Origin of the sequence: Pseudoalteromonas sp. CO342X, from assembly GCF_004208915.1 — a bacterium.
Taxonomy (GTDB): Bacteria; Pseudomonadota; Gammaproteobacteria; order Enterobacterales; family Alteromonadaceae; genus Pseudoalteromonas; species Pseudoalteromonas maricaloris.
On record NZ_SGPH01000012.1, the window covers coordinates 137,447 to 160,050 of the forward strand.

General features: G+C 43.6%; 23 protein-coding genes and 1 tRNA gene. 15 read left to right on the top strand and 9 right to left on the bottom strand.

The genetic code is table 11. From position 1 onward, the window contains the following. Positions 1–117 precede the first annotated feature (117 nt). From EXT47_RS04495 to EXT47_RS04510, 4 genes are read left to right on the top strand one after another with little or no spacing between them, the layout of a single operon-like run. Entirely contained in the window at positions 118–1,854 is a 1,737-nt protein-coding gene (locus EXT47_RS04495) for an autotransporter assembly complex family protein (RefSeq protein ID WP_130125972.1), read from the top strand. After that, positions 1,854–5,513: a translocation/assembly module TamB domain-containing protein gene (locus tag EXT47_RS04500; RefSeq protein ID WP_130125973.1), complete on the top strand. Its 3,660-nt coding sequence runs from the start codon at positions 1,854–1,856 to the stop codon at positions 5,511–5,513. Before EXT47_RS04495 ends, EXT47_RS04500 begins: the two co-directional genes overlap by 1 nt. Continuing rightward, on the top strand, positions 5,510–6,331 hold the full coding sequence (locus EXT47_RS04505; RefSeq protein WP_010370899.1) for a transporter substrate-binding domain-containing protein: 822 nt from the start codon (positions 5,510–5,512) through the stop codon (positions 6,329–6,331). Before EXT47_RS04500 ends, EXT47_RS04505 begins: the two co-directional genes overlap by 4 nt. Positions 6,332–6,333: 2 nt before the next feature. Continuing rightward, entirely contained in the window at positions 6,334–7,200 is an 867-nt protein-coding gene (locus EXT47_RS04510) for a peptidylprolyl isomerase (RefSeq protein WP_130125974.1), read from the top strand. 307 nt (positions 7,201–7,507) lie between these two features. On the opposite strand, the gene queF is transcribed toward EXT47_RS04510, so the two are convergent. Then, positions 7,508–8,353 carry an NADPH-dependent 7-cyano-7-deazaguanine reductase QueF gene (gene queF, locus EXT47_RS04515; protein ID WP_130125975.1) on the bottom strand — a complete coding sequence of 282 codons (846 nt, stop codon included), beginning with the start codon at positions 8,351–8,353 and terminating at the stop codon, positions 7,508–7,510. A gap of 127 nt (positions 8,354–8,480) precedes the next feature. Between queF and syd the strand changes: the two genes are divergently transcribed. After that, complete coding sequence (syd, locus tag EXT47_RS04520; RefSeq protein ID WP_130125976.1) at positions 8,481–9,032, top strand: SecY-interacting protein; 552 nt, start codon at positions 8,481–8,483, stop codon at positions 9,030–9,032. A 28-nt stretch (positions 9,033–9,060) separates the two neighbouring features. On the opposite strand, the gene EXT47_RS04525 is transcribed toward syd, so the two are convergent. The 3 genes from EXT47_RS04525 to EXT47_RS04535 all read right to left on the bottom strand — a co-directional run bounded on the left by EXT47_RS04525 (position 9,061) and on the right by EXT47_RS04535 (position 10,393). After that, positions 9,061–9,834 (bottom strand): Zn-ribbon-containing protein, encoded by a 774-nt coding sequence (locus EXT47_RS04525; RefSeq protein WP_039496912.1) that lies wholly within the window; start codon positions 9,832–9,834, stop codon positions 9,061–9,063. Next, entirely contained in the window at positions 9,834–10,094 is a 261-nt protein-coding gene (locus EXT47_RS04530) for a hypothetical protein (protein ID WP_045964353.1), read from the bottom strand. Before EXT47_RS04530 ends, EXT47_RS04525 begins: the two co-directional genes overlap by 1 nt. A 71-nt stretch (positions 10,095–10,165) precedes the next feature. Continuing rightward, positions 10,166–10,393, bottom strand: coding sequence for a DUF2789 domain-containing protein (locus EXT47_RS04535; RefSeq protein ID WP_010370914.1), 228 nt, complete (start codon positions 10,391–10,393; stop codon positions 10,166–10,168). Between the two features lie 276 nt (positions 10,394–10,669). Here EXT47_RS04535 and EXT47_RS04540 point away from each other — a divergent pair, with 276 nt between their 5' ends. Both EXT47_RS04540 and EXT47_RS04545 read left to right on the top strand, forming a co-directional pair. Continuing rightward, complete coding sequence (locus tag EXT47_RS04540; RefSeq protein ID WP_017216204.1) at positions 10,670–11,302, top strand: N-acetyltransferase; 633 nt, start codon at positions 10,670–10,672, stop codon at positions 11,300–11,302. Positions 11,303–12,214: 912 nt separating this feature from the next. Beyond that, entirely contained in the window at positions 12,215–12,562 is a 348-nt protein-coding gene (locus EXT47_RS04545; protein ID WP_039496917.1) for a DUF805 domain-containing protein, read from the top strand. 75 nt (positions 12,563–12,637) lie between these two features. Here the strand turns inward: EXT47_RS04545 and EXT47_RS04550 are convergent, their stop codons facing one another. Next, positions 12,638–12,943, bottom strand: coding sequence for a DUF3301 domain-containing protein (locus EXT47_RS04550; protein WP_039496919.1), 306 nt, complete (start codon positions 12,941–12,943; stop codon positions 12,638–12,640). Further along, positions 12,944–13,972 (bottom strand): DUF3549 family protein, encoded by a 1,029-nt coding sequence (locus EXT47_RS04555; protein WP_130125977.1) that lies wholly within the window; start codon positions 13,970–13,972, stop codon positions 12,944–12,946. A gap of 158 nt (positions 13,973–14,130) precedes the next feature. Between EXT47_RS04555 and EXT47_RS04560 the strand changes: the two genes are divergently transcribed. The 4 genes from EXT47_RS04560 (at position 14,131) to EXT47_RS04575 (ending at position 16,030) form a co-directional block, all read left to right on the top strand. Beyond that, positions 14,131–14,448 carry a YqcC family protein gene (locus EXT47_RS04560; RefSeq protein ID WP_010370929.1) on the top strand — a complete coding sequence of 106 codons (318 nt, stop codon included), beginning with the start codon at positions 14,131–14,133 and terminating at the stop codon, positions 14,446–14,448. After that, positions 14,448–15,182, top strand: coding sequence for a tRNA pseudouridine(65) synthase TruC (gene truC / locus EXT47_RS04565; RefSeq protein WP_039496924.1), 735 nt, complete (start codon positions 14,448–14,450; stop codon positions 15,180–15,182). The genes EXT47_RS04560 and truC overlap by 1 nt, the downstream gene beginning before the upstream one ends. Continuing rightward, positions 15,182–15,625: a flavodoxin gene (locus tag EXT47_RS04570; protein WP_130125978.1), complete on the top strand. Its 444-nt coding sequence runs from the start codon at positions 15,182–15,184 to the stop codon at positions 15,623–15,625. Before truC ends, EXT47_RS04570 begins: the two co-directional genes overlap by 1 nt. Before the next feature lie 204 nt (positions 15,626–15,829). Next, positions 15,830–16,030, top strand: a complete 201-nt coding sequence (locus EXT47_RS04575) for a hypothetical protein (RefSeq protein ID WP_045989219.1) — start codon at positions 15,830–15,832, stop codon at positions 16,028–16,030. A gap of 229 nt (positions 16,031–16,259) precedes the next feature. On the opposite strand, the gene EXT47_RS04580 is transcribed toward EXT47_RS04575, so the two are convergent. Continuing rightward, entirely contained in the window at positions 16,260–17,834 is a 1,575-nt protein-coding gene (locus EXT47_RS04580; RefSeq protein ID WP_130125979.1) for a LysM peptidoglycan-binding domain-containing protein, read from the bottom strand. Positions 17,835–18,061: 227 nt separating this feature from the next. Beyond that, entirely contained in the window at positions 18,062–18,829 is a 768-nt protein-coding gene (gene gloB, locus EXT47_RS04585) for a hydroxyacylglutathione hydrolase (RefSeq protein ID WP_130125980.1), read from the bottom strand. Positions 18,830–18,881: 52 nt separating this feature from the next. On the opposite strand from gloB, the gene EXT47_RS04590 reads away from it, so the two are divergent. After that, on the top strand, positions 18,882–19,631 hold the full coding sequence (locus EXT47_RS04590) for a methyltransferase domain-containing protein (protein WP_045989216.1): 750 nt from the start codon (positions 18,882–18,884) through the stop codon (positions 19,629–19,631). A 67-nt stretch (positions 19,632–19,698) separates the two neighbouring features. On the opposite strand, the gene rnhA is transcribed toward EXT47_RS04590, so the two are convergent. Continuing rightward, the gene (gene rnhA / locus EXT47_RS04595; RefSeq protein ID WP_130125981.1) at positions 19,699–20,169 is read right to left on the bottom strand and encodes a ribonuclease HI; all 471 of its coding nucleotides are present in this window, start codon (positions 20,167–20,169) and stop codon (positions 19,699–19,701) included. Positions 20,170–20,238: 69 nt separating this feature from the next. Between rnhA and dnaQ the strand changes: the two genes are divergently transcribed. The 3 genes from dnaQ to EXT47_RS04610 all read left to right on the top strand — a co-directional run bounded on the left by dnaQ (position 20,239) and on the right by EXT47_RS04610 (position 22,603). Beyond that, positions 20,239–20,949 carry a DNA polymerase III subunit epsilon gene (gene dnaQ, locus EXT47_RS04600; protein WP_010370953.1) on the top strand — a complete coding sequence of 237 codons (711 nt, stop codon included), beginning with the start codon at positions 20,239–20,241 and terminating at the stop codon, positions 20,947–20,949. A 99-nt stretch (positions 20,950–21,048) separates the two neighbouring features. Then, entirely contained in the window at positions 21,049–22,419 is a 1,371-nt protein-coding gene (locus tag EXT47_RS04605) for a TIGR03503 family protein (protein WP_130125982.1), read from the top strand. A 110-nt stretch (positions 22,420–22,529) separates the two neighbouring features. Further along, positions 22,530–22,603, top strand: a tRNA-Asp gene (locus EXT47_RS04610). The last annotated feature ends 1 nt before the right edge of the window (position 22,604 follow it).

Sequence of the window (22,604 nt, forward strand, 5' to 3'; positions counted from 1 at the left end):
GCTTAAGCTCAGTAAAATTGCACTTTCTCTGAAAAGTCGTTTTACAGTATCCATTTTCACAAGCACAATGGCATTATCGATGCCCATAAGTCGCGATATTTAGGTCGTTTTATTTTAATGAAGCCGTATTTCTCTTGTTTAACACTAGCGCTTTTTTTGTGCTGCTTTTCCTCGTTTAACGCAGGTGCTGAGTCTCGTCCTGCATCAGTAACAATCTCCAACATTGAAGTCAAAGTCGAAAACGGCGATGTAGAAGACAACATCACTGGTTTTTTAAAATCTTACAAAGGTAAGCCAAAAGTCCCTCGGGTGATGAAAGAGGTGCGTGCAGACATACGTCGCGCTTTGCATGCCTTAGGTTATTATCATTTTGATATTCAACTCAGTGGAGAAGGGCAAAACGTCATAGCCGAAGTCAAACTTGAAGCACCACTGAAATGGAAAGATATTAATATTGAGCTTGTGGGGGCAGGTATGGACAATGCGGATTTAGTTTCGCTTATCAAAGATGTACCAATCCAAGTTGGCAAGCAAATCAATCATAGTGATTATCAGGCAACGAAAAGCCGCTTTGAAAGCGAGCTACTAGAACTTGGATATTTTGATTATCAATGGCAAGAGTCCAAATTGCTTGTTCACAAAGCGAATCGCTATGCTGGCGTGCGACTGCTGCTCAACACTGGTAAACGTTATCAATTTGGTGACCTTGCTATTGAGGGAAACACCAAAGCGGCTAACTATATACGTTCGCTAAGCCCATTTTCGAAAGGGCAGCCGTTTGAAGCGAGCCTCTTGTCTGATTTTAATCTGTCTTTAAATGCCACTCCTTATTTTAGTGCGATAAAGGTTTATCCGCTGTTAAAGGACCGGACGAGCGATCAGATCCCAGTTCGGGTGAGTGTTGAAGACAAACCCGCAAATAGCTTTGAAGTGGGTGCTGGCTACAGTGATGATGTGGGGGCAAAAACCCGTTTTAAGTGGACTAAACCTTGGATCACCGAGGATGGTCATTCCTTTGAGTCCAATCTGAGGTTGTCGCAAAAGCAACAAGATATCACTGCCAGTTATACCATTCCCGTAGACAATCCTAATGACGATTTGTGGCGTGTGTTAGGCGGTTATAAGGTGCAGGATGAAGTAACGGAAGGGATCAACAGTCGGATTTGGAACGTACAGGTACAGCGACAATGGCTAACGGATGACGAGTGGGTGAGGACTGCGTTTTTGAAACGTGAACACGAAACTACGGAACAGCTAGGCGAAAAACAACGGACGGAAATGTTGATCCCAGGTATTAGCTACTTAAAGAAAGAAAGTAAAGGTGGCGCGTTACCTTATTGGGGGAACGAGCGCCTGATCTCCATTGAAGCTGCAGCAGATTCTGTACTATCGTCTGCAAATATGTTGAAAGTGAGATGGAACAATGAATGGCTAAGAAGCTTTGAAACCAAGCATTTATTTTTTGGTCGCTTAGACTTAGGGGCGATCGTGACAAAGGATATTGACCAAATTCCGTTTACCCATCGTTTCCTTGCTGGAGGAGATCAAAGCATCCGTGGTTTTGCCTATGAATCCATCGGTCCTCGCGATGACGAAGGGCGCATACTTGGCGGCAGATATTTAGCCACAGGCACAGTGGAATATAACTATCAATTCCACCCAAGTTGGCGAGCCGCTTTGTTTGTTGATGCAGGTACTGCAACGAACGATTTCTCGGACGCTTGGGAAGTTGGAGCTGGGTTTGGTTTTCGTTATTTAACCCCCGTTGGTCCAATCCGGCTCGATCATGCTTGGGGGCTGACCAAAGAAAGTAAAAGCACCCGTCTTAGTATTGTTATAGGACCTGAAATCTAATGCAGTTCAGAAGCTTAAGAATCAAAATCATTACTGCCATTATTAGCCTATTTTTACTGTTGGTTTGTTTATGTTTTACCTTGCCGGGGCAACAGTTGTTGGTTTGGGTAGCGAATAAAACGGTTTCAGGGTTAGAAATCGATGGCTTAGACAAGCGCTTATTATCTGGCGCCAAGCTTACGTTGCGTTATCACAATGACGATATCGATATTCGCCTTAGAGACACCAAAGTCACTGTTGAGTGGTTGACCTGTGCCAGCGTTTGCATTGCGCTAGATGCAAAAGCGATAGCGATTGTACAAAAGCAGAAAAGTGTCAGCGAAGCGGAAACTACGGAAAGTGGCCAAGTTGAGTTACCACTGCCAATTGCAATAAAACGTGCGCAAGTTCAGCAATTTTCGTTGGAAACGCCGGATATTACTGTGCAATTGCAAGGCTTAGACACGCAGCTTTCAGGTTCTGGTTCACATTTTAATGTCCCTTTTTTGCTGTTAGACAGTGTGAAGTTGACCACAAAGGCAACCGATCAGCCCGTGTCTGCAAAATCGCCAGCACCACTTAATGCATTAGCGCCACTCCAACTACCTAAGATAGACCTGCCGCTAACCGCTGAGCTCGGCGAGTTAAAGATTAACAACCTCGCGATAGATGAGCAGACGCTTGAGAATATCAAGCTTTCTCATGCTGTAGTGGCTGAAAATGTGGACGTGGAGCAGGTTCAGCTTAACTATCAAGAATTTTTTATATCAGCAGCGGCAGAAGTCTTGCTTAACGACTGGGCTATTGATCTGAGGTCAACCTTGAGTGCGCCACAGGGGTTAGCCAGTTTAACACTGGCGGGTCGCCCTCACGATCTTACGCTTACTTTGAATAGTGAGGGAATGGCGTTTGCAAAACTGCAAGCCCATGCGGATTTGACAGCGACAAACTGGCCTTTTGAGTTACAGGGTCAAATAGATAAATTAGTTATTCCTTCAGAGCCCACGACTTTAAAAGGTGCCACACTAGGCTTGAGCGGGGATGTCTCAAAATACCATTTGTCAGGCTCAGTCGCTGTTAATACTGTGCAATTTGGTGATGTTACCGCGACACTTGAAGGGCAAGGTGGACTACAAGCGTTTACACTCGCTAAAGCAAAGCTTCAGCTAGAAAAGGCGCAAGCGCAAATTGCAGGACAAGTGAACTGGTCGCAAGGGGTGAAGGGTAAAGTGGACGGGGACTTTTCTCAGCTACCAGTCGATAGATTGCTAGGGCTAGTGCAATACGATGCTGGCCTGACGGAAAACGATATGCTGGCAGGGCAGTTCGCGCTTGATTTTGTGAGTAAAGGTGAGCAGTGGCAGGTTAATGTTGAGCACTTTAAGCTCGATGGTAAAGTAGCTGGTGCCCCGCTTAATGCGGACGTTAAGGTCGTTGTGGATGAGAGCCTACTAGGTGAGTTTAGCCACGCACGCCTGAATTATGGCAAAAATAGCCTGACGGTAAGCGGTGAGCTTGGTCAGCAGTTAGATCTCGATATTGACTTTCAGTTTGAGCAAGCGGCAAATACGCTTATTCCAGCTGACTTAAAGGGCAGTGGTGAAATCTTTATTCAGGGCGACCACCTTAAGCCGAGTATTCAGACCGATATTAAGTTTGACTCGGTGCGCTACCAAAATATTGCACTACATGGCTTAACGACGAAAGGCACGGTTGATATTGCCAATGAAGTGACTGGGCAAATTAAACTGGCACTAGACCGTTTGATTGTTGACTCTGAAATGGTTGAAGACATTCGTTTAGCTGTGAAAGGCAACCAGCAGCAACATAACGCGACATTGGATATTCGTGATAAACGAGTGGTTGCAAGCTTTGAAGTCAATGGCAAGATGCAACAGTCAACCTGGCAGGGAGAATTATCGTCTGGTGAGGTAACTTCTCAAGGGCAAACAATTGCATTGCAAAGTCCTGCCGCAATCGTGATCAGTGATGTCAGTCAGCGCATTGCAAAGCAGTGTTGGCAGATGGGTGATACCGATTTGTGTTTTGCAGCCGAGCAACAAGGCACACAAGGGCAGGCCGATGTTAAACTGGAGAAATTGGCACTGGCTAAACTACAAACTTGGTTGCCAGCAGAGCTCAAAATAACAGGTGAAACTCAGGCCGTGGCTAAACTTGCGTGGCAAAATGGCCAAGTAACGCGAGCCGATGGCGAGCTGAACATTGTTGATGCCGGCGTTACGACTCATGGGCAAACATTTTCAATTTCTGAATTTAAAGCGTTACTAAAAACCAATAACAAGCAAATCCACGCTGATTGGCGCATGACCTCCGATACCTTAGGTAAGTTCAGTGGTGATACACGCGTGCCGCTAGATAAACAATCCCCACAATTAGCTGGTAATGTAAAAATAGAGTCAATTGAGCTGGCTAAGTTGTCAGCGCTACTAAACCGAGTAACGGAACAAAGTTTTGACCTGCAAGGGGAAGTGTTAGGGGATATAAATATCTCAGGCAGCCTCGCAGCCCCTGAAGTGAACGGTAAACTAACCGCTCAGCGCTTATTTATGTCTTCGGACTCTTTGCCTGTGGAAATCGATAAAGGTCACATCAATCTTGATTTTAATACCACTTCCGCTCAACTAGAGGCTGAGTTAACTGCAGCAAAAGGCGGCAAGGTGGCACTCACTGGCGAAGCCTATTGGTCGCCCGAGCTCTCTGCTGAAGTCAAAATAAAGGGCGAAAATATTTATGTGCAACCAGACTCACAGATTGAACTAACCGCAAGCCCGGATTTAACACTTGCCTATAAAGATAAGATTGCGCGAGTACTTGGAGAAATTGTGGTGCCGTTTGGCCGAGTAAACATTGAATCTCTGCCTGAGGGAGTCACCTCACCAAGCGATGATGAGGTCATTGTTGATGCCAAGGTGCAAAAGCAGATGTCGGTGCCAATTCAACATGAAATAGACTTAAAACTGACCGTTAAAGATAATTTTAGGGTGAAGGCGCTTGGGCTAGATAGCTTTGTTACCGGTGCAATCGAAATTGATAAGCAAGTTGAGTCGCCAATGTTAGCAACGGGTGAGTTGCAATTGCGAGAGGGGAAATACCGTGCATTTGGCCAAGACTTGTTGATCCGCACAGGACAAATTGGCTTCAATGGCGCATTAGATAAACCTTATTTGAACATTCGAGCTATTCGAAATCCAGCGACAACCGCCAATGATGTAATAGCGGGTGTTGAGCTCACGGGCAATATTGCTAAGCCGCGTTTGACTGTGTTTTCAGAGCCTGCAATGGACCAAGCCAAGGCGTTGTCATACCTACTTAACGGTCAGCCTTTAGGGGAATCAGAAACCTCTAACAATGCGCTACTTACACAGTTTTTACTCTCACAGGGAATTGACCGCAGTGAAGGATTCTTTAGTAAGGCGGGGGAATCGCTTGGACTTTCGGATGTTAACCTATCAGCAAAAGGCAGTGGTGACGATACACAAGTTGAGGTGTCAGGCTATATCACTCCCAATGTTCAGGTCAGTTATCGTGTTGGGGTATTTGAGTCTATTAATGAAATTGCGCTGCGTTATCGTGTTTTTTCGAAGTTTTATGTTGAAGCCACGAGCGGTTTGTACAACAGTATAGACTTCTTATACAAGTTTGACTGGGATGACAAATGAAACTACTCTGGCTCGCTCTAGGTTTTGTGATATTTCCTCTCAAAGCACAAGAAACAACGGAAATTAGGATCAGCGCAGGTGCCGATCCGTACATTATAGAGCTGCTTACTTTGAGTTTGTCATACCAGATAGAGTCAGCGAGGCTCGTATCAGTGAGAAGTATTCCTTCGCAAGACAGAGCGGTGCGCCTACTTGGAGAAAAAGGGGGGCTGGATGTCAGTTGGTTAGTGACTAACTCACAGCGCGAAAAGGCCGCGAGCGCAATTCGCATTCCCCTAGTGAAAGGGATTTTGGGTTATCGCATTCCTTTAGTGCACAAACATAATCAAGCCTTACTGAGTGGAGTGCGCTACATTGGCGACTTGCGCAGAGTTACTTTTGGTTTACGCAGAGATTGGCCTGACCATCAGATTTTTGAGCGTAATGGCCTCAGTGTGACTTCTTTCTCACAAGAAGACAGTGGTTACGACATGTTGTTGAAAAAGCGTTTTGATGTGCTACCAAGCGATTTAGTGAGTATTGAAGCTGCACTGAGTGACACGGACTTGGTCGCAGATCAGCATGTGGTGTTTTACTACCCTTCGGCGGTATATTTCTTTGTGTCTCACGACAACCCGTTGCTCCATAGCCAAATTGAAAAAGGCCTCAAAAGCGCACTGCAAGATGGCCGATTTGAGGCGTTATTCTTAAAACACTTTTCCGCTCGTCTTGAAAAGCTAGATCTTAAAAACAAAACAGTCATAGAATTAGACAATCCAAACCTGCCACCCAGTGCGCCGTTGGAGGTGCCATTTTATTGGTATAAACAAGGAAAATAAGAATGAAAAAAACCTTACTACTTATTGCGCTTGCCATAAGTATATCCCCTGTCTTAGCAAAACCTTATACAAAGTCACCATCGGAAGTCGTTGCTGAGGCCAAAAGCAGCGACTGGCAGCAGTTGGACCCTGAAAATATTCTTAAAATAGAACTACAAACAGGGCCGGTCTATATCGCGCTTAACCCTGAACTTGCGCCCAATCATGTGGCAAATATTAAAGCGTTAGCGCGAGAAGGATTTTACACTAATTTGAGTATGTATCGGTTTGTGGAAAACTTTGTGGCCCAAGGCGGCGATATGTCGGACAAGAAAATGCCACAAAAAGGAAAAAAAGCGATTGCCGCTGAGTTTTTTTATAGCACAGAATCAACTTTGAAGATCACATCGCTAGATGCTGTGGACGGCTACGCGCCACGTACCGGGTTTTTAAATGGTTTTGCCGTAGGACAAAATGAAGCTGGAACCAAAACTTGGATGACGCACTGCGTTGGTTCGTTTGCCATGGCCAGAACTAACGATACTAACAGTGGTGGTACCGAGTTTTACATCACGTTGACGCCGCAGCGATACCTAGACAAAAACACCACCGTGTTTGGACAGTTGTTATCGGGAATGGAGCATGTTCAGCACCTAGATCGTAAACCTGTTGCTGGACAAGCGTTCAATGTTATCAAAGGGGTCACGGTACTTGCTGATGTAAAAGGTGCGCCTTCGTTTAAAAGACTGAAGACAAATACGCCGATTTTTGAGTCGCTAATTGCTGCGCGTAAAAATAGAGCGGGAGATTGGTTTGTTGATACGCCAAATCACACCGACATATGTTCGGTCCCCGTCCCAGTTGAAATGGAAGACGTGACAGGGGAATAAATAACCTGAGCTGCGGATAATTAATGCCTTTCTAGCAGCTAGTTTTAGCGCTAACTGCGTTGAATTCACTTCCAATAGCCAGCTATTGGTGCGTAAATTCGCCTTGCCTACAGGATGTAGGTACCTTAGCGAGAGCAGGACGCGGAAGCGGTGTTTTCCCTAAAACTCTCTGGCTAGACAAGGAAAAAACTAAGTTGTGCTTTAGCAACAATGAGTTGGAACATTCCTTATCCAAACCTCAGGTTAAATAGCAATACTTAGATGTGATAAAAAGCCAAGCCATGTGAGAACATGGCTTTTTTACGTTTTACTGTCGGTTAGTTCTTACCTTATACGGAGTTTGATCTTGTTCACTCGAACGATATGGATTGATATCTAACCCGCCGCGGCGAGTATAGCGCGCATAAACCGATAATTTTTCAGGGTTAAAGGTGCGCCAAAGCTCACAGTAAATGCGTTCCACACATTGCTCATGGAACTCGTTGTGGTCACGGAATGAGATCAGGTACTTAAGCAGCGCTTCTCGGTCGATTTGCTTACCACGGTAACTTATCACCACGCTTGCCCAGTCTGGCTGGGAGGTGATGAGGCAATTTGACTTGAGTAAGTGGCTGTGAAGCGTCTCATCAACCACATCCTCAGAGGCAAGTTGTAGTAAGTCACTATTTGGTGTGTAGCTATCAACTTCAATATCCAGCTCGTCGATACACTCACCTGGGAGGCGCGAGAAAGGAATACAATCGAATTCGTCTGCGCCAAATAATGTCACGCTAACTTGGCTATTTGATGCCGTGGAAAGATCCGCAGCTAACGTTTGGCGCACGGTTTCCATCGTATCAAAGCGACTTTGGTTAAAGCTATTCAAGTAAAGTTTGAACGATTTCGACTCAATGATATGTGAGCTTTGGCAAGGAAACACAAAAGTGGCAACCGCAACTTGAGGTTTACCTTTGTTATTGAGCCAAGACAGTTCGTAGCCTGTCCAGGTATCTTCACCTTTGAATGGTAAAGCGGACTCATCAACATTGATTTGGTCACGATTAAGTTTACGTGCAATTGGGTGCAGCAGGCTTGGAGTATAAACACTGGCGTATTCTGTGGTTTTACCAAGCACAGAAGATTGCAGCTCTGGCGAGTTACTGTAGTCTGTCATGTTAATTCAAATCTCGTTACAATGCGGTCATTATAACGAATGTTTACCTCGGGATTAATAGCATTTTGCTTAATTAAACGAAACAAGTATTCAGCCCGAGGTGAGAAAAATAAAGAGAGCTTTATATATGACTCAGCCCGTAAATATGGCGCGCTTGCATCAAGCCTATGTAGATTATCATCAACAGATCTTTAAAGATTTACCGAGTACCGAGCATGATGAAAGTTGGCCAAGCCCATGTGAGCAGGGTGAACCGAACAAGCTTAACGAGATAAAATGGCTAGCGGTAGAGCGCTCACCAGCGGGACATTTAAATGATTTAGCCAGAGCGTTGGAAACGCAATTTCCTGACGGATTGAACGGACTGTATGGTGACTTCTTCGCTGGTAATATCGTGGCATTCATCGAGGGTAAGCAAATTGAGCTACTGCAAGTATGGAACGAAGATGACTTCGAGCGCTTGCAGCAAAATATCACCGGCCATATTTTAATGAAGCGCAGGCTCAAACAACCTGAAACCGTGTTTATTGGCTTAACAGAAGCAGATGACTTATTGGTGTCGGTCGATATCGCTACGGGTCAAGTTGGGTTAGAGTTTGTCGGTAAGAAGCAGCATCATGTTTTGGCTGATTCTATCGCAGAGTTTGTGGAAAAACTGACAGTCAACTACCCAATATAGCTAATTGATATAAAGGAGCTTGCGCTCCTTATTGAAAGTCCCACGAAATATTCGAGACCAATTGGCAAGTTTCGCAGCGAAAGTCGAAAAGGCCGAACCAAGGCTCTTCAAGTAACCAGTCTCCCTGGCAGCTTGGGCATTTTCTTGCTTTTTCTGCGGCGAGGTTTTCGCCGCCAACACGATACAGATAATAGTAAACCGGTTTTTTTGTGAGAAAGCGAATACGTTTGCTCAAATCCATGCCACGTCTAAACAAATCGCTACTCGTACTGGAAATTTCTTCCAATGCAGCAAATTCGCAGCGAGTCGCGCCATTGATCTGTATTTGATCGCAGGCTTGCCAATCTTCTTTCCATTTGATCAGTGCTTTATAATCACCGTTGGCAATCGCTGGGATTTTATATAAAGGCACTGGTAAAAAGTCGTCGCCACAATACAGTGGACTACAAGTGTGTACGTATGTGGTGTAGAGAATGTAGCTTGACGGTTCATGACAGGCATCAGCGCTGTTGGCATGTATATCTTGCCCAAAAACTTTGACCTTAGGTGCAAGCAAGCCTGATTGCTGTAGCTGGTCAATCGCAAACTTCACAAAAGGACTATGGTTTAATGGATGTAAAGCGTCTTCTTCTGGACACATCACACGAGTAACGAAATAGCCATCTTTAAGTACAGTTGGAAATTCGTCACCAATGATTTGACCATTAAAGCGAAGCGCATTGACCACACGGTTAATGGCCTGCTCGGCAGCATCTAAGGTGGTTTCCTCATAGCAATCAAAAGTTAAGTCGACAACAAACACTACGACTTCTCCAATAAGGCAATGAGCTTATCAAGCTTAGCTTCAATTCTATCTAATTGGCTTTGTGAACTTGCTTTGACGACCTCTTCAACCTCTTGATAGTGATCAATACAGGTAGGGTCTTGTTTGTACGCAGCAATGCCTGAGATGACGTCTGGCATTGCGACGCTTTGAGTTAATTTGCTTTTTGTTAGCGCGACGGTTGGAGTCTTTCCACTATCGACTAATTTTTTGATAGCTCTGGCAACAGCAGGGTGCATAGAGGTTCCTAAACGCCTTAATTATAGGAGTGGATCATAGCACCAAGTTACGCAAGGAGCGATTGCTTTAGCTATCTTAACATTGCATCTAGTTCGTCAATGATTTCACTCCAATCGGCGTCCTCTTTCAGTGATTCTTCAATAAAGTGACGCTGTCCTTCATTCCAAAATGGTGCTTGGCTTAACAGCATATCGTCAGGAAGGCGGTGTTGTTTGACAAACCCTTCAATCGCCTTGGGATTGTTGTCGAGCCCTAGTTGGGCAAATAAAGTACTCATAGTGTGGCGACTAGTATCCATTTCGTTCTCCCTCGTTTGCTTGAATTTTACTCACTAACTATAGTAAAGGTGGTTGTAAAACCTTTAGCAAGTCATCATCGATAAAAACCATAATGACTAATGCGATGATAAATATACCTGTCCACGACTGAATAAATTGTGACTTGTATCAATATCTATCACAAGCGAGTAGCCGTACATTATTAAAGTACACAGAAAAAATTCTGAGGTTTTGATATTAAGTAGTATTTCGGCATGATTATCAGAAGCTTGGGGCAATAACAATAAGGAACCGTGATGTCAGTAGAAACTTCTCAACATGAATTAATCGTTAGATATTTAAATCCAGAAGATATCAATGTAGCCGCGAGTGTGTTGTATCAGGCTTACCATGATGATCCGTTACTCAAACAGGTATTGGAGGCAAAACAAGAAGCAATTTTTGAAAAAAAACTCAGAGCCTTAATACGAGAAGAGTTGTCGGCATTTGGCCAAACGGGTCAGCCTATGGTGGGGTTATATCATCAAGATAGATTGGTCGCGGTAGCATGCGTTATTGCAAATGGCGATGAATTGGACGCAAATCGACAGTGGCATTGGCGATTACGACTCATGATGAGTGCGGGATATTTGCAAACTCAGCAGCTTATCGATAAAGAAAAGTCGATTAGACAAGCGTTGCAAACGCAGGAGCCGTGTCACTTTTTATCCCTAATTGCCGTTGACCCGCATGTTCAAGGGCTTGGCTATGGTCACTATTTACTCACCGCGCTGGATGATTTAATTGCACAAAGTGAAGAAACGAAAGGGATGGCAGTATTTATTACTAAGCCAGAACACGCGCAGTTTTTTGCGGGTCACGGTTATCAAGTTTTACAAAAAATGGCGTTTAGCTCTGTAGAAGGCACATTGTTATTTAAGAGCAAATAGCAACAATGGAAATTACCCTGTGAGATATCTCCTACGAGAATGTGGGTTAAGGCGCTTTGTAGTACCGAATTTGTAGTGTTATTTTTGTTTATCTTTTTGTTTTTAAATGAATTGTTCTACTTTTCTTTTAAATGACAGCAAAAAGATTGTTCCTAGCTATCTAACAAAAATGTTCGATCCCCGTAAACTTAACAATGTAAGGAAACACAAGAGCAGGAGCTCAGCGTCAAAGGATAAGGAATTTGACAACAAGAGAAGGGTGTATTGCATAAGGCAAGGAAGAGCAGGAACTCGAGGAAGCGAGTGTGAAGCGGAGCTTCACTAGGGATAAGGAGACACATGGAGTGTCAAGGAGCGCGGGAAGCGTAGTGGAGCAAGGAAGAGTAAATAGGGATGAGCAAGGCTCTAGGATGAAGGAGCGCAATCTGGATGATTGCGAAGTGGATGGGTTACATTGGACGTAACAATGTATAGGGAGCACATAGGGAATATGTGAAGCGGAGCCAAGATGGCGTAGGAGCGCGGGAAGCGAAGTGGAGGCCAAGGGGGCTAAAATGGAGATGCACTGGAAGTGCTAATGGATGACACAAGGATGAGAGCCGGGTAAGTCGGAGTACATACCCGTTCAGGGGAAGAAGAATTGGCGGATTGCTTTTGGGTTGTAAAGCAGAGGAATCGGATACCTCTTGGGATAATCGTCAGGATTGAGGCGCAGCAGATAGGCTAGCGCCTTAGTTTTTTGTGGCGTTTGTAAATTTGATATTTATTTTCCTAGTAATTTAGTTGAAGTTTTCAAAACTTTCCGCTTGCAGTTTCATTATTACCTTTCGATCTCATTACTAGATTAATCCACTCTCATTTTAGTCTTATTTTTTAGTGCACGATGTTGGCGCAATAGCTAAGGAAAAAGAAATGGAATGGTATCTAACAGTATTAAAAAGATATTCCGATTTTAGTGGACGTTCAAGACGCAAAGAATATTGGATGTTTATCTTGATAAATGCGTTGATAGGCTTTGCAATTGGGATTGTCGACGGGCTTTTTGGAACCCTGTTTTTGACAGGTATCTATTATTTGACGGTTTTAGTACCGACGGTTGCCGTATCTATTCGTCGTCTTCACGATACTGGGCGCTCGGGCTGGTGGCTGCTAGTGAGCTTTGTGCCTATTGTCGGTTTATTAGTGATGATATATTTTACCACTATGGATAGTGAGGTTGGTGAAAACGACTACGGACCAAGCGTCAAAGGATATGTTTAAAATAGTCGTACTATAAATTCAGAGTAGGCACTTGTATTCATATGAATTTAAGTGCCTACTTTCGCACTCACCGAATTAACTTGCGATTTTATAAGCGGGCAATTCTTTTTTGACTAATCGTTCATTTTCTAAGTAAAGCTTACCTTGATAGGCTGACTCGCCATCTGAACTAAACTCAAACATAAATTGGCTTTTTATTCCGAGTTTACCGTCTTTTAATACGCCGAAACGGCGCTTAATACAGGCAACACTTAACAGTTGCACTTGCAAACTTTCAGCTTGATGCTGTGCATGCCTATTTGCCGCTTCTGCGATCTGGCGGCTATACCAAAATAGCGCGATAACAGATGAAACGATGATAAAAAGCCAAAGCGTTGTCATTTAAGAAAATAACCTTCCAATTGCACGAGACAGAGTTTCACTGCGATTTTCTGCTCTAATAATCCCTAAAACATGTGGGCGTAACATAGGTATTGCAACTAAGTCTGCGAAAATACTGCTGAAAAGTCCATCGATTTGATTATTCTCAGCGGCTTTTTCCATATAGGTAAAGAGCCTTTGCTGGTCGGTTAGTGTCTCCCAAGCACGCCCTGCAATAGTGAGTAAGCAATCTGCATCTGATCCCAACTCAGATGCTAAAATGGCGTCTACGGCATGTGCGATGAGACCAAGCGCGTGACTTCCCGACATCGCACGTAAATTAGTGACTACGGCGTCTTTATCTTGCTGTTGGCATGCATGGGTCAAAGCGGCTACAAAGTCTTCGGTTTGAGATGTTGAGATGGTAACGTGTTCAAGCATTGCGGCTAATGGTGTCTTAACTTCTGCTGGCAAAACAGACCAGGCCTGTTGCAGGTTGCTCGCGTTATGACCGTGGTCTAGACGTAGGGCAAAGTCAGCAATACCTTGTAGTGCTATTTCTTGCCAGCGCTCGAACCCAAGCTTGCCCGAAAAGTAGAGTTCGGCGTGCTCGTAATATTGAGAAGCCGGACGATTAAGCTCACGCTTTAATAGCGCATTGAACGCAGCGAGTTTGTTCGCATTTGGCGTGAAGACATAAGGGTTGTTATCAAGTTTCCCTTGAGCAGCTTCACCCGTGAGTTGTGTACCTAATGCTTCGAGCACCATGGAGGCAAAGTGGTCACGACTGGCGATAATGAGCTTGCTTTGCTCATCTAGTGGAAATTTTAAAAACCAAACATAAGGATCAACTGTCGCCTCATTATCCCAAAATTGAATTGCCATGATGGCATGACCACCAAGTGGATACGGATAAGGGACTTGAGTATTCTCGATTTGCGCAAACTGCTTCTTATCTATTTTTGTGATCCGTCGACCCAGATCATAGACTCGCCACTGCGTACCGGCGTTTGTTAGTAATTCACCTAAAGTTGAAATTTGCGCTGTCATGAATGCTCTATATGTTACTTATATTTTCAATAGCGGCAATTATAGCTACTTTTAGGTGCGCTGATAAGCCTATGAAAAAGGTGTACTTGAGAGAATTGGCTAGCTCCTAAATAATGCAAATTGCTATAATGTAAAAAATTGAGAAAGAGACAGAGCCGGTGAATTCGGAATTATTGATTCAGTTAGATGAACTAGAGACTTGTTTAAAAGCAACGGGCCTTTGGCAAGACGAGCCAATTTCGGCTAAGGCACTAACCTCTACGGAGCCATTTTGCTGCGATACGATGACCTTCGCGCAGTGGTTGCAATTTGTATTCTTGGGCAAAATGCGAACAATGGTAGAAAGTGGTGAAGCATTACCGGAAAATATGGCGATTGCGCCAATGGCTGAAATGGTGCTGAGTGAACATCTTTATTTTAATGCGGTGCATCAGTGCTTAAAAAACCTTGATAATACAATTGCAAAGAGCGCGTAATGCTTGAGATCTTATATCAAGATGCGCATTATGTTGCGATAAATAAGCCGTCAGGGTTATTGGTTCATCGCTCGTTTTTGGATAAGCGAGAAACACAATTTGCGATGCAAATGCTGCGTGATCAACTTGGTCAACATGTTTTCCCCGTTCACCGTTTAGATAGACCAACATCAGGCGTGCTGCTGTTTGCGCTAAGCTCTGAGGCCGCGCGAGACATGAATGAAGTCTTTATTAGCGGTAATATTCAAAAACGCTATTTAGCGCTTGTTCGCGGGTTTGCTCCTGAATCTAGATTCGTCGACAGACCACTCAAAGAAGAACTTGATAAAATCGCTGATAAGTTTGCCTGTCAGGATAAAGCTCCGCAGGAAGCGCAAACACAGATAAATTGTTTATTGCAGGGTAGCTTGCCAATTCCTTTTGGTAAGTATCCAAGTATCCGCTACTCGTTGGTGGAGTGCTTCCCTAAAACGGGTAGAAAACACCAAATTAGGCGTCACCTCAACTATTTAGCACATCCGATTATAGGTGATGTCAATCACGGTGATAATAAACACAACCACTTTTTTGTCGATCATTTTGGCTTACGTCGGTTGATGTTATTTGCAACTAAATTGGAATTTGTACATCCTTATAACAACACGACGATTTCAATTACCGCAGATTTGGGGGAAGAAGCATTGGCTGTCTTCGCTCAGCTCGGCTGGTCAGACAACGAGAAGGACTATAAATAATGGCAAAAGTTTCCATTTTTGTGGGAAGTATGTATGGCAATGCTGAAAACTTGGCAAACGACAGTGCTGAGTTTTTGAATAAATCGGGTCATGAGGCAAGTGTTATTGAACCTGCTTCCATCGTTGATGTAGTGCAAGCTGAAAACATTTTATTTATTTCTTCCACTACCGGATCTGGTGATATTCCCGATAACTTGTTGCCTTTATTTTTGCAAATGCAAAGCGAATTTCCGATGCTAACGGGCAAGAAAGTAGCGGTCATCGCATTGGGGGACTCTAGTTATGGCGATACTTATTGTGGTGCTGGAAAGCAAATTGATGCCCTGATTGAAGAGTTGAACGCCACTCGAGCACAACCGCGCTTAGACATCGATGCATGTGAATATTTTGAGCCTTGGGAGCCTGCTGAGCCTTGGCTTCAAGCATTGGCAAAAAACCTTTAGGTTTTATCTTCTGTTCAGCATTACCTTTCAATTTACGCGGCTTAATAGGTCGCGTTGCCTGCTTAAATAGCAAACTCATCAGCATAGTCATAGTGACCAAAAAAACATAAATATTTACATTTCGGTTACGTTGTGTGATATTGGTCTTGGCTGTATGAAAAGTGACCGATATTATAAAGTTCAAAATAATGAAAAGGAAAAATAATGATTAAACCGATTCTATTTGCTGTATCTGCTATTTTCGCCACCGCGATGTCGTCTAATGCTACCGCATTCGAAGAAATTTACCTTGAATGTTACAAAAATGGTGAGTTGTTATGGGCTGACTCTTTTAGTGATTATCGAGACGCGGATAACGCATCGAGAATTTGCAGGAGGATTGGTGGTACGCCAATAATGTATTAACGATATCAGTTCTTTATGAAACTTTCTTTAGATAATACTAATCAGCATTGAAGTCTAACCAAATTTTGGGTTTAAATCAGCTGTATGCGACATTGAAAAACTGTGTATTTAAACGATAGTACTGTCGTAATTTTTAAGGAAAAGTGAGTCAAAAGAGCTGCTTTAATATGTAAAAATCCAATATCATCACTGATATTGGATTTTTATTTTTGAACTTTATTTCTTAGCGCTAAACACGTTTAGTCTGAACTTTCAGTTTTAACTTCTGACCAGGCTGAAGATACTTCTGTCCAGTCAGGTTGTTCCATTTGACGATTTCATTCACGCTAACGTTAAATTTAGTGGCGATACGTGCTAGTGAGTCGCCTTTACGCACTTTATAAGTGATTGTGCGCTCGGTGTTGACGAGGACGGTTTGAGTCGCTGCTTTTTCATCTTTAAAGACGGTAAGCTTTTGTCCAAGGCGTAAAACCGCATTGGTTTTTAACTTATTCCAGCTAGCTAATTGCTTAACCGTCACATCATATTCGCGGCTGATATCCCACAATGTATCGCCTGACTTTACCGTGTGGCTGAGCTTTTTCTTGGTTACTTTGTTGGCGGCAAGGCGCACTTCTGGCGGTAAATGCTCACTTTGCAATTCGCCATCACTGAGTGGCACCAATAACTTCTGGCCAACACGGATCATATTGCCATTGATGCTATTGAGTGAGCGAATGGTGCCGATACTAGTATTAAACTTAGTCGCAACAACCGACAGGCTATCTCCTTTTTGCACCGTATAATATTGCCAACGAAGCCTATCTTTTACTTCAGTTTTAGCTAATTTCTCTTGAAAAGCGTCAACCTTTTCCATGGGTAATAATAACTGGTGTGGACCATCTGGATCGGTGGCCCAACGATTAAATCCTGGATTTAGGCGATAGAGTTCAGTTAAAGATATATCAGCCATTTCAGCGGCAAGCGCTAAATCAATTTGTGATCCTACCTCAACGGTATCAACAACTTGGGCATTGATGATAGGCTGCCACGCGACCTTAAACTCATCTGAGCGTTTTAAGAGGTCGGATAAGGCAAGTAATTTAGGCACATACGCGGTGGTTTCGCGAGGTAAATCGAGAGACCAAAAATCGGTAGGCAAATGCTTTTTACGATTTTTTCGGATTGCATTGAGCAACCGGCCTTCACCTGAGTTGTAAGCTGCAATTGCGTTTAACCAATCGCCTTCCAGCGTTTTATGGAGGTAGGTGAGGTAATCAAGCGCGGCTTGCGTTGATGCGATAATATCGCGACGACCGTCATACCACCAATTTTGTTTAAGGTTGAAGCGTTCACCTGTTTGAGGCATAAATTGCCAAATACCGGAAGCGGTACGGTGTGAATAGCCAAATGGATCGAATGCGCTTTCTACAATAGGCAACAATGCGATTTCAACAGGCATATTGCGCTTCTCTACTTCTTCAACAATATAATAGAGGTAAGGTTCTGCGCGTTTTGCGATACGGTCTAAATAGGCTTGGTGACGTTGATAGTAATTACGTTCGGCGACAACCGGTCTATTTTGTGGTACTTCGATAGATAACTGATAACGGATCCGCTCCCATACGTCGTCAAATACAGGCACAGCATCTTCATCTTCGTCTTGCCATGAGGTACTGAGTGTTTGAGAGATATCATAAGGGCTCGCGTGATCTAAGTTGGCCTGCTTCACTTGTTCAGTTGCAGTTTCCAATGGTGTTTCTTGCGTGATTTCACAACCACTTAATATTGCTAATGATGCAACAATAAAGGCGAGCTTTTTCATAAATGCGTTCTTTTGCTTGGGGGTTCGGACAAAAACTCGGCAATATTACCGAGTTTGTATCAGCATTTAAAGCTTCTTTATTATTTTATTTCGACTTCCTAAAAATCGTTAGAAATGCTTATCTTTGGCGGTATTGCAAAGAAAATGGATAATTTATTCAATACTTTCCATGTAAGTGCGCCAAAAAAGCGTCATTTTGGCGTTACATTAGGTCACTATTGAATATTTTAGAAGTTATCCTTCCATTTTCTCAGTGCACTAAAGCGAGCTTCTGGTGTATTTTCTGGCGCGATAAATTGCGTTGGTACTTGGGTGAGAATGGCTTCATTTGCGGCACGCAAAAATGGATTGATTGCTTTTTGTTGTTCAATAGTTGTAGGTACTGTGCGCTCGTTATTGGCACGTAATGACTTTGCTTGTTGGTGATACTGGGTTAGTGCTTGGTTAGTGGGCTCAACGGCCTCAGCAAAAGCAAGATTCGCGAGCGTGTACTCGTGTGTGCAATACACTTTACATGTGTCAGGTAGGGTGAGTAGCTTTTCAAAGGAGCGCCACATTTGACTTGGTGTTCCCTCAAAAAGCCTGCCACAACCTGCATTGAATAATGTATCCCCCGTAAAAGCCAGCTCATCATTTACATAACAGATATGGTCTAACGTGTGTCCTGGGGTGGCGATAATGTTCAGCGTGGTATCAAAAAGTGTGATCTTATCGTGTTCACTAAGGCCATGAGTAATGCCTTTATATTTACCATTTTTAGGCCCGTAGACTGTTAAGCTAGGAAAATGTAATAAAAGCGGGGCAATGCCATCAGTATGATCCCAATGGTGATGGGTGACTAATATGCCTTGGAGTGTTAAATCAAATTTGGCGAGGTAATCTAAAACAGGTTGTTCGTCACCAGGGTCAATTACCCAACAGTTTGAACTTAGAGGGTCTTTTATCACCCAGATATAATTGTCATCAAATGCTTTGATTGCATCGACTTGCACCATAACGCAATGCTCTATAAAGTGATTAATAACACCAGTATAACGAGCTTAGTAAATGAAACCAGCGTTAAGTTTTTTACAAGGACCCAAACCCGATGAGTGGCAAGACTTTCCTCACGGTGAATATTTAAAAGTGGGGATCCAAAAACGACTGGATGAATGGCTACCAAGAATGTTTGGTTACCACATGCTAAAACTCGGCTGTTTGAGCGGTCAAATGAATACCTCTGCCAGCCCGATTAAGCATCAAGTTTGTGTTGCCCCACAAGGTAAACATGTCGGGGTATTTGCTGAAATTGACGAGCTACCTTTTTACGAAAACTCAGTCGATGCTTGTATTTTAAGCCAATGTTTAGAGTATCATTCTGATCCGCATCATATTCTACGCGAAGCCCATCGCACACTTATTCCCGGTGGTTATATTGTGATCTCAGGTTTTAATCCCTTTAGTTTATGTGGTGTGGCGCAAATGCTTCCCTTTAGTAAAGAAAAACTACCTTGGTCAGGGCGCTTCTTTACTCCATCGCGGGTGAAGGATTGGCTAGATTTACTCGGGTTTGAGATTGTTGGTGACGAGCGCTTTATCTATGCGTCTTTAGCGCGAGGCTCGAGGCTTTCTCGTTTTGCGCCATGGCGCCGCTTTTGTCGTCATTACTTAAAGCCGATGGGAAGCGTGTATATGTTGGTGGCAAGAAAGCGGGTGATGCCGCTCACTCCAATCAAACCCAAGTGGCATGTAAAGCCTAAGTGGACACCCGCTGTGAAAGGGGCTGGACTCAGGCAAACCTGTCAAGATAAAGATTAGCTTTGTGACTTAAGGTAACCATTGATATTGATGGAGTAGGTACAGGAACATTGCCTTTAGAGGCGTATTAAATACCGGCTTCGTAGCCTTCATCTACAAGTAGGTGTGAACCTGAAGCTGCTTCACGCGCTAAATCATCGACAAGCTCATTGTATTTATTTCCAGCGTGGCCTTTTACCCAGCGCCATTGGATAGTATGTCGGCTGGTGGCAGCGTCCAGTCTTTGCCATAAATCGACATTTTTTACTGGTTGTTTGGCTGCGGTTTTCCAATTGCGCTTTTTCCAATTTTCAAGCCAAGACTCTATGCCTTGCTTAACATATTGGCTGTCGGTATACAGAATGATGTCGCAGGGGCGCTTTAATGTTTCGAGTGCAACAATAGCCGCAAGCATTTCCATTCTGTTATTGGTTGTGAGTTTATACCCTGCACTCATTTCTTTTTCATGTCCTTGATAGGAAAGGTAAACACCATAACCACCTGGACCTGGATTGCCTAAACACGAGCCATCGGTATAAATCTCTACGGTTTTTTGCACTGAATTGCCTATTTTTATGTAAAATGTGCGAATAGGGCAAAATAATAGCAAAGTTAAGCGGGCAACGATATGCACACACGGCAAATAGTACTGGATACAGAAACCACAGGTATTGATCCTAAAGCAGGGCACAGGATCATTGAAATTGGTTGTGTTGAGCTGGTCAATCGCAGACTAACGGGGAATAACTTCCACGTATATATTAACCCTCAGCGCGACATTGAAGAAGAAGCCATTGATGTTCACGGTATCACCAACGAATTTTTACGTGATAAACCTTTTTTCCATCAAATTGCGCAAGAGTTTTTTGACTACATTAAAGGAGCTGAGCTCGTCATTCATAACGCGCCGTTCGACGTCGGCTTTATGGACCATGAGTTTGCTAAGTTAAACCAAGGCTTTCCGGCGACCCATGACTATTGCCAAGTGCTAGATACTTTGGTGATGGCAAGGGATCTTCATCCGGGCCAGAAGAACAGCCTAGATGCGCTTTGCCGTCGCTACGATATCGATAACTCAAAGCGTACGCTGCACGGCGCTTTGCTGGATTCTGAGATCCTTGCTGATGTTTACCTGTCGATGACGGGAGGCCAAAAAAAGCTGAATTTGGCGAATCAAAATAAAGGTGATCAGGCTAACTCAGCTGGTGGCATTATTCGTTTAGACAGCAATCGCCCTGCACTTAAAGTTTTACGTGCTTCTGCCGATGAAGAACAAGCACATACAGAACGTTTAGAGCTTGTAAACAAAGCTTGTGGACAAAGTCTGTGGCAACAATAATGAATATAATCGGTATCGTTGGGGTGGAGTAGACGCTTAACTAGGGGCTTTATCCCAAAAAAGATCACTCAAGCCATCAACGCAATGTAGGGTTAATGCATGAATCTAAAACAGCTGTTCTTGGGGTTTGTACTGCTAGTAAGTACGGTTGTTGGCGCTCAAACACCACAGATTACGATGTTGCAGCGGGACGGTAAGGTAAATGAAATCCCTCTTTTAGATAACCGTTTTCGCATTGATTATAATATTGAAGAGATCACTTTACTGTTTTTTCGCGCTCCTGGCGCTCCCGCCGTGGTACTTGTGAAGCCTGATGGTAGTAAATATTATGCGACCAGTTCGCTGGATAATGATGCACTGCAATGGTACGACGAAGTCAGTTATGACTTGATCATTCTAAAGAACCCAACGCCAGGCCCTTGGCAAGTCATCGGACAGATCCAAAAAAACAGCCGCATAATGGTGCTTGGTGACATTGAGCTCGAAGTTGAAGCTTTGCCCCCGCTATTATTCCGTGGTGAAGTGCTGAAGGTAACAGGGCGCGTGACTAATGATGGCAAGCCGATTGACGTGGGTTACTTCAGGGATGTCGTGACTTTGTATGTGGAGTTCTCTAGTACCAATAACGATGAATATGCCAACTTTGGTGCAGGTACGCAAAGCGTGACCGACTTTAAAGATGATGGCCGAGAGTTTGATGAAAGACCTCTGGATGGAATTTTTACTGGTGAGTTTAAATTAAACTTTCCAGCGGGAGAGTGGCAGCCTGAATTCTTTATTGAAACGCCCATTCTAAAAAGAAGAGTGATCAAATCACCTATTGTTATCGCTGAGCCGCCATTTAACTTTGAATTGATGCTAGCGGGTGAAAACGAGCTTGAACATGGCCTTACTATTACGATAGACGACACTGTTGTGAAACCTGAGACCATATTGCTACAGGGTAAAATTTTCTACCCTAATGGTGAAGAGCAGATGTTTACCTTAGATGCAGAAGAGCGGCTTTATCGTCAGCTGCCAATCAAGAATTATGATTGGGGGCGTTATAGTGTAGAAATCTCCGCATTTGGTGAAAATATCAATGGCCGTGAGTTTATGGCAACACTGCCAAATTACAATTTTGAAATTGAAAGACCCATTGAAAAAGTGCCTGAATTGGAAGCCGCTGCGTTACCTGCAGTGGAACAACCTGAGCCAGAACCAGAGCCGACTATAAGTACAGCGCTATTAGTCAGTATTATTGTTGCTGGTAACTTAGTTGTATTATTGCTCGGTTGGTTAGCCATTCGTATTCTGGTGCAAAAAAAGCCAATTAGACTAAAAGTACCAATGCCAAAGAATCCATTTAAGAAAACCGAAGAAGTCATTGATCTTGATGATTTAGGACCATCTGAAAATAACGCAGCAGGGAATGGTTCAAAAAATGACAAATCAGGTGATATTTTGAACCTTTCAATGAAAGATAACTAAAAAACACGGTTTTTTTTCAAAAAACGGTTGACTCATGAGGGGGTCATTCGTATTATTCACGCCGCTGTCAGGGAGCACACCTTACAGCAAACACTGCAAGAATATGACGCGGAGTGGTAGTTCAGTTGGTTAGAATACCGGCCTGTCACGCCGGGGGTCGCGGGTTCGAGTCCCGTCCACTCCGC

Coding starts and splice junctions, on each gene's coding strand:
- EXT47_RS04495 (WP_130125972.1), top strand. CDS start 118: ATGAAGCCGTATTTCTCTTGTTTAACACTAGCGCTTTTTTTGTGCTGC.
- EXT47_RS04500 (WP_130125973.1), top strand. CDS start 1,854: ATGCAGTTCAGAAGCTTAAGAATCAAAATCATTACTGCCATTATTAGC.
- EXT47_RS04505 (WP_010370899.1), top strand. CDS start 5,510: ATGAAACTACTCTGGCTCGCTCTAGGTTTTGTGATATTTCCTCTCAAA.
- EXT47_RS04510 (WP_130125974.1), top strand. CDS start 6,334: ATGAAAAAAACCTTACTACTTATTGCGCTTGCCATAAGTATATCCCCT.
- queF (WP_130125975.1), bottom strand. CDS start 8,353: ATGACAGACTACAGTAACTCGCCAGAGCTGCAATCTTCTGTGCTTGGT.
- syd (WP_130125976.1), top strand. CDS start 8,481: ATGACTCAGCCCGTAAATATGGCGCGCTTGCATCAAGCCTATGTAGAT.
- EXT47_RS04530 (WP_045964353.1), bottom strand. CDS start 10,094: ATGCACCCTGCTGTTGCCAGAGCTATCAAAAAATTAGTCGATAGTGGA.
- EXT47_RS04535 (WP_010370914.1), bottom strand. CDS start 10,393: ATGGATACTAGTCGCCACACTATGAGTACTTTATTTGCCCAACTAGGG.
- EXT47_RS04540 (WP_017216204.1), top strand. CDS start 10,670: ATGTCAGTAGAAACTTCTCAACATGAATTAATCGTTAGATATTTAAAT.
- EXT47_RS04545 (WP_039496917.1), top strand. CDS start 12,215: ATGGAATGGTATCTAACAGTATTAAAAAGATATTCCGATTTTAGTGGA.
- EXT47_RS04550 (WP_039496919.1), bottom strand. CDS start 12,943: ATGACAACGCTTTGGCTTTTTATCATCGTTTCATCTGTTATCGCGCTA.
- EXT47_RS04555 (WP_130125977.1), bottom strand. CDS start 13,972: ATGACAGCGCAAATTTCAACTTTAGGTGAATTACTAACAAACGCCGGT.
- truC (WP_039496924.1), top strand. CDS start 14,448: ATGCTTGAGATCTTATATCAAGATGCGCATTATGTTGCGATAAATAAG.
- EXT47_RS04570 (WP_130125978.1), top strand. CDS start 15,182: ATGGCAAAAGTTTCCATTTTTGTGGGAAGTATGTATGGCAATGCTGAA.
- EXT47_RS04575 (WP_045989219.1), top strand. CDS start 15,830: ATGATTAAACCGATTCTATTTGCTGTATCTGCTATTTTCGCCACCGCG.
- EXT47_RS04580 (WP_130125979.1), bottom strand. CDS start 17,834: ATGAAAAAGCTCGCCTTTATTGTTGCATCATTAGCAATATTAAGTGGT.
- gloB (WP_130125980.1), bottom strand. CDS start 18,829: ATGGTGCAAGTCGATGCAATCAAAGCATTTGATGACAATTATATCTGG.
- EXT47_RS04590 (WP_045989216.1), top strand. CDS start 18,882: ATGAAACCAGCGTTAAGTTTTTTACAAGGACCCAAACCCGATGAGTGG.
- dnaQ (WP_010370953.1), top strand. CDS start 20,239: ATGCACACACGGCAAATAGTACTGGATACAGAAACCACAGGTATTGAT.
- EXT47_RS04605 (WP_130125982.1), top strand. CDS start 21,049: ATGAATCTAAAACAGCTGTTCTTGGGGTTTGTACTGCTAGTAAGTACG.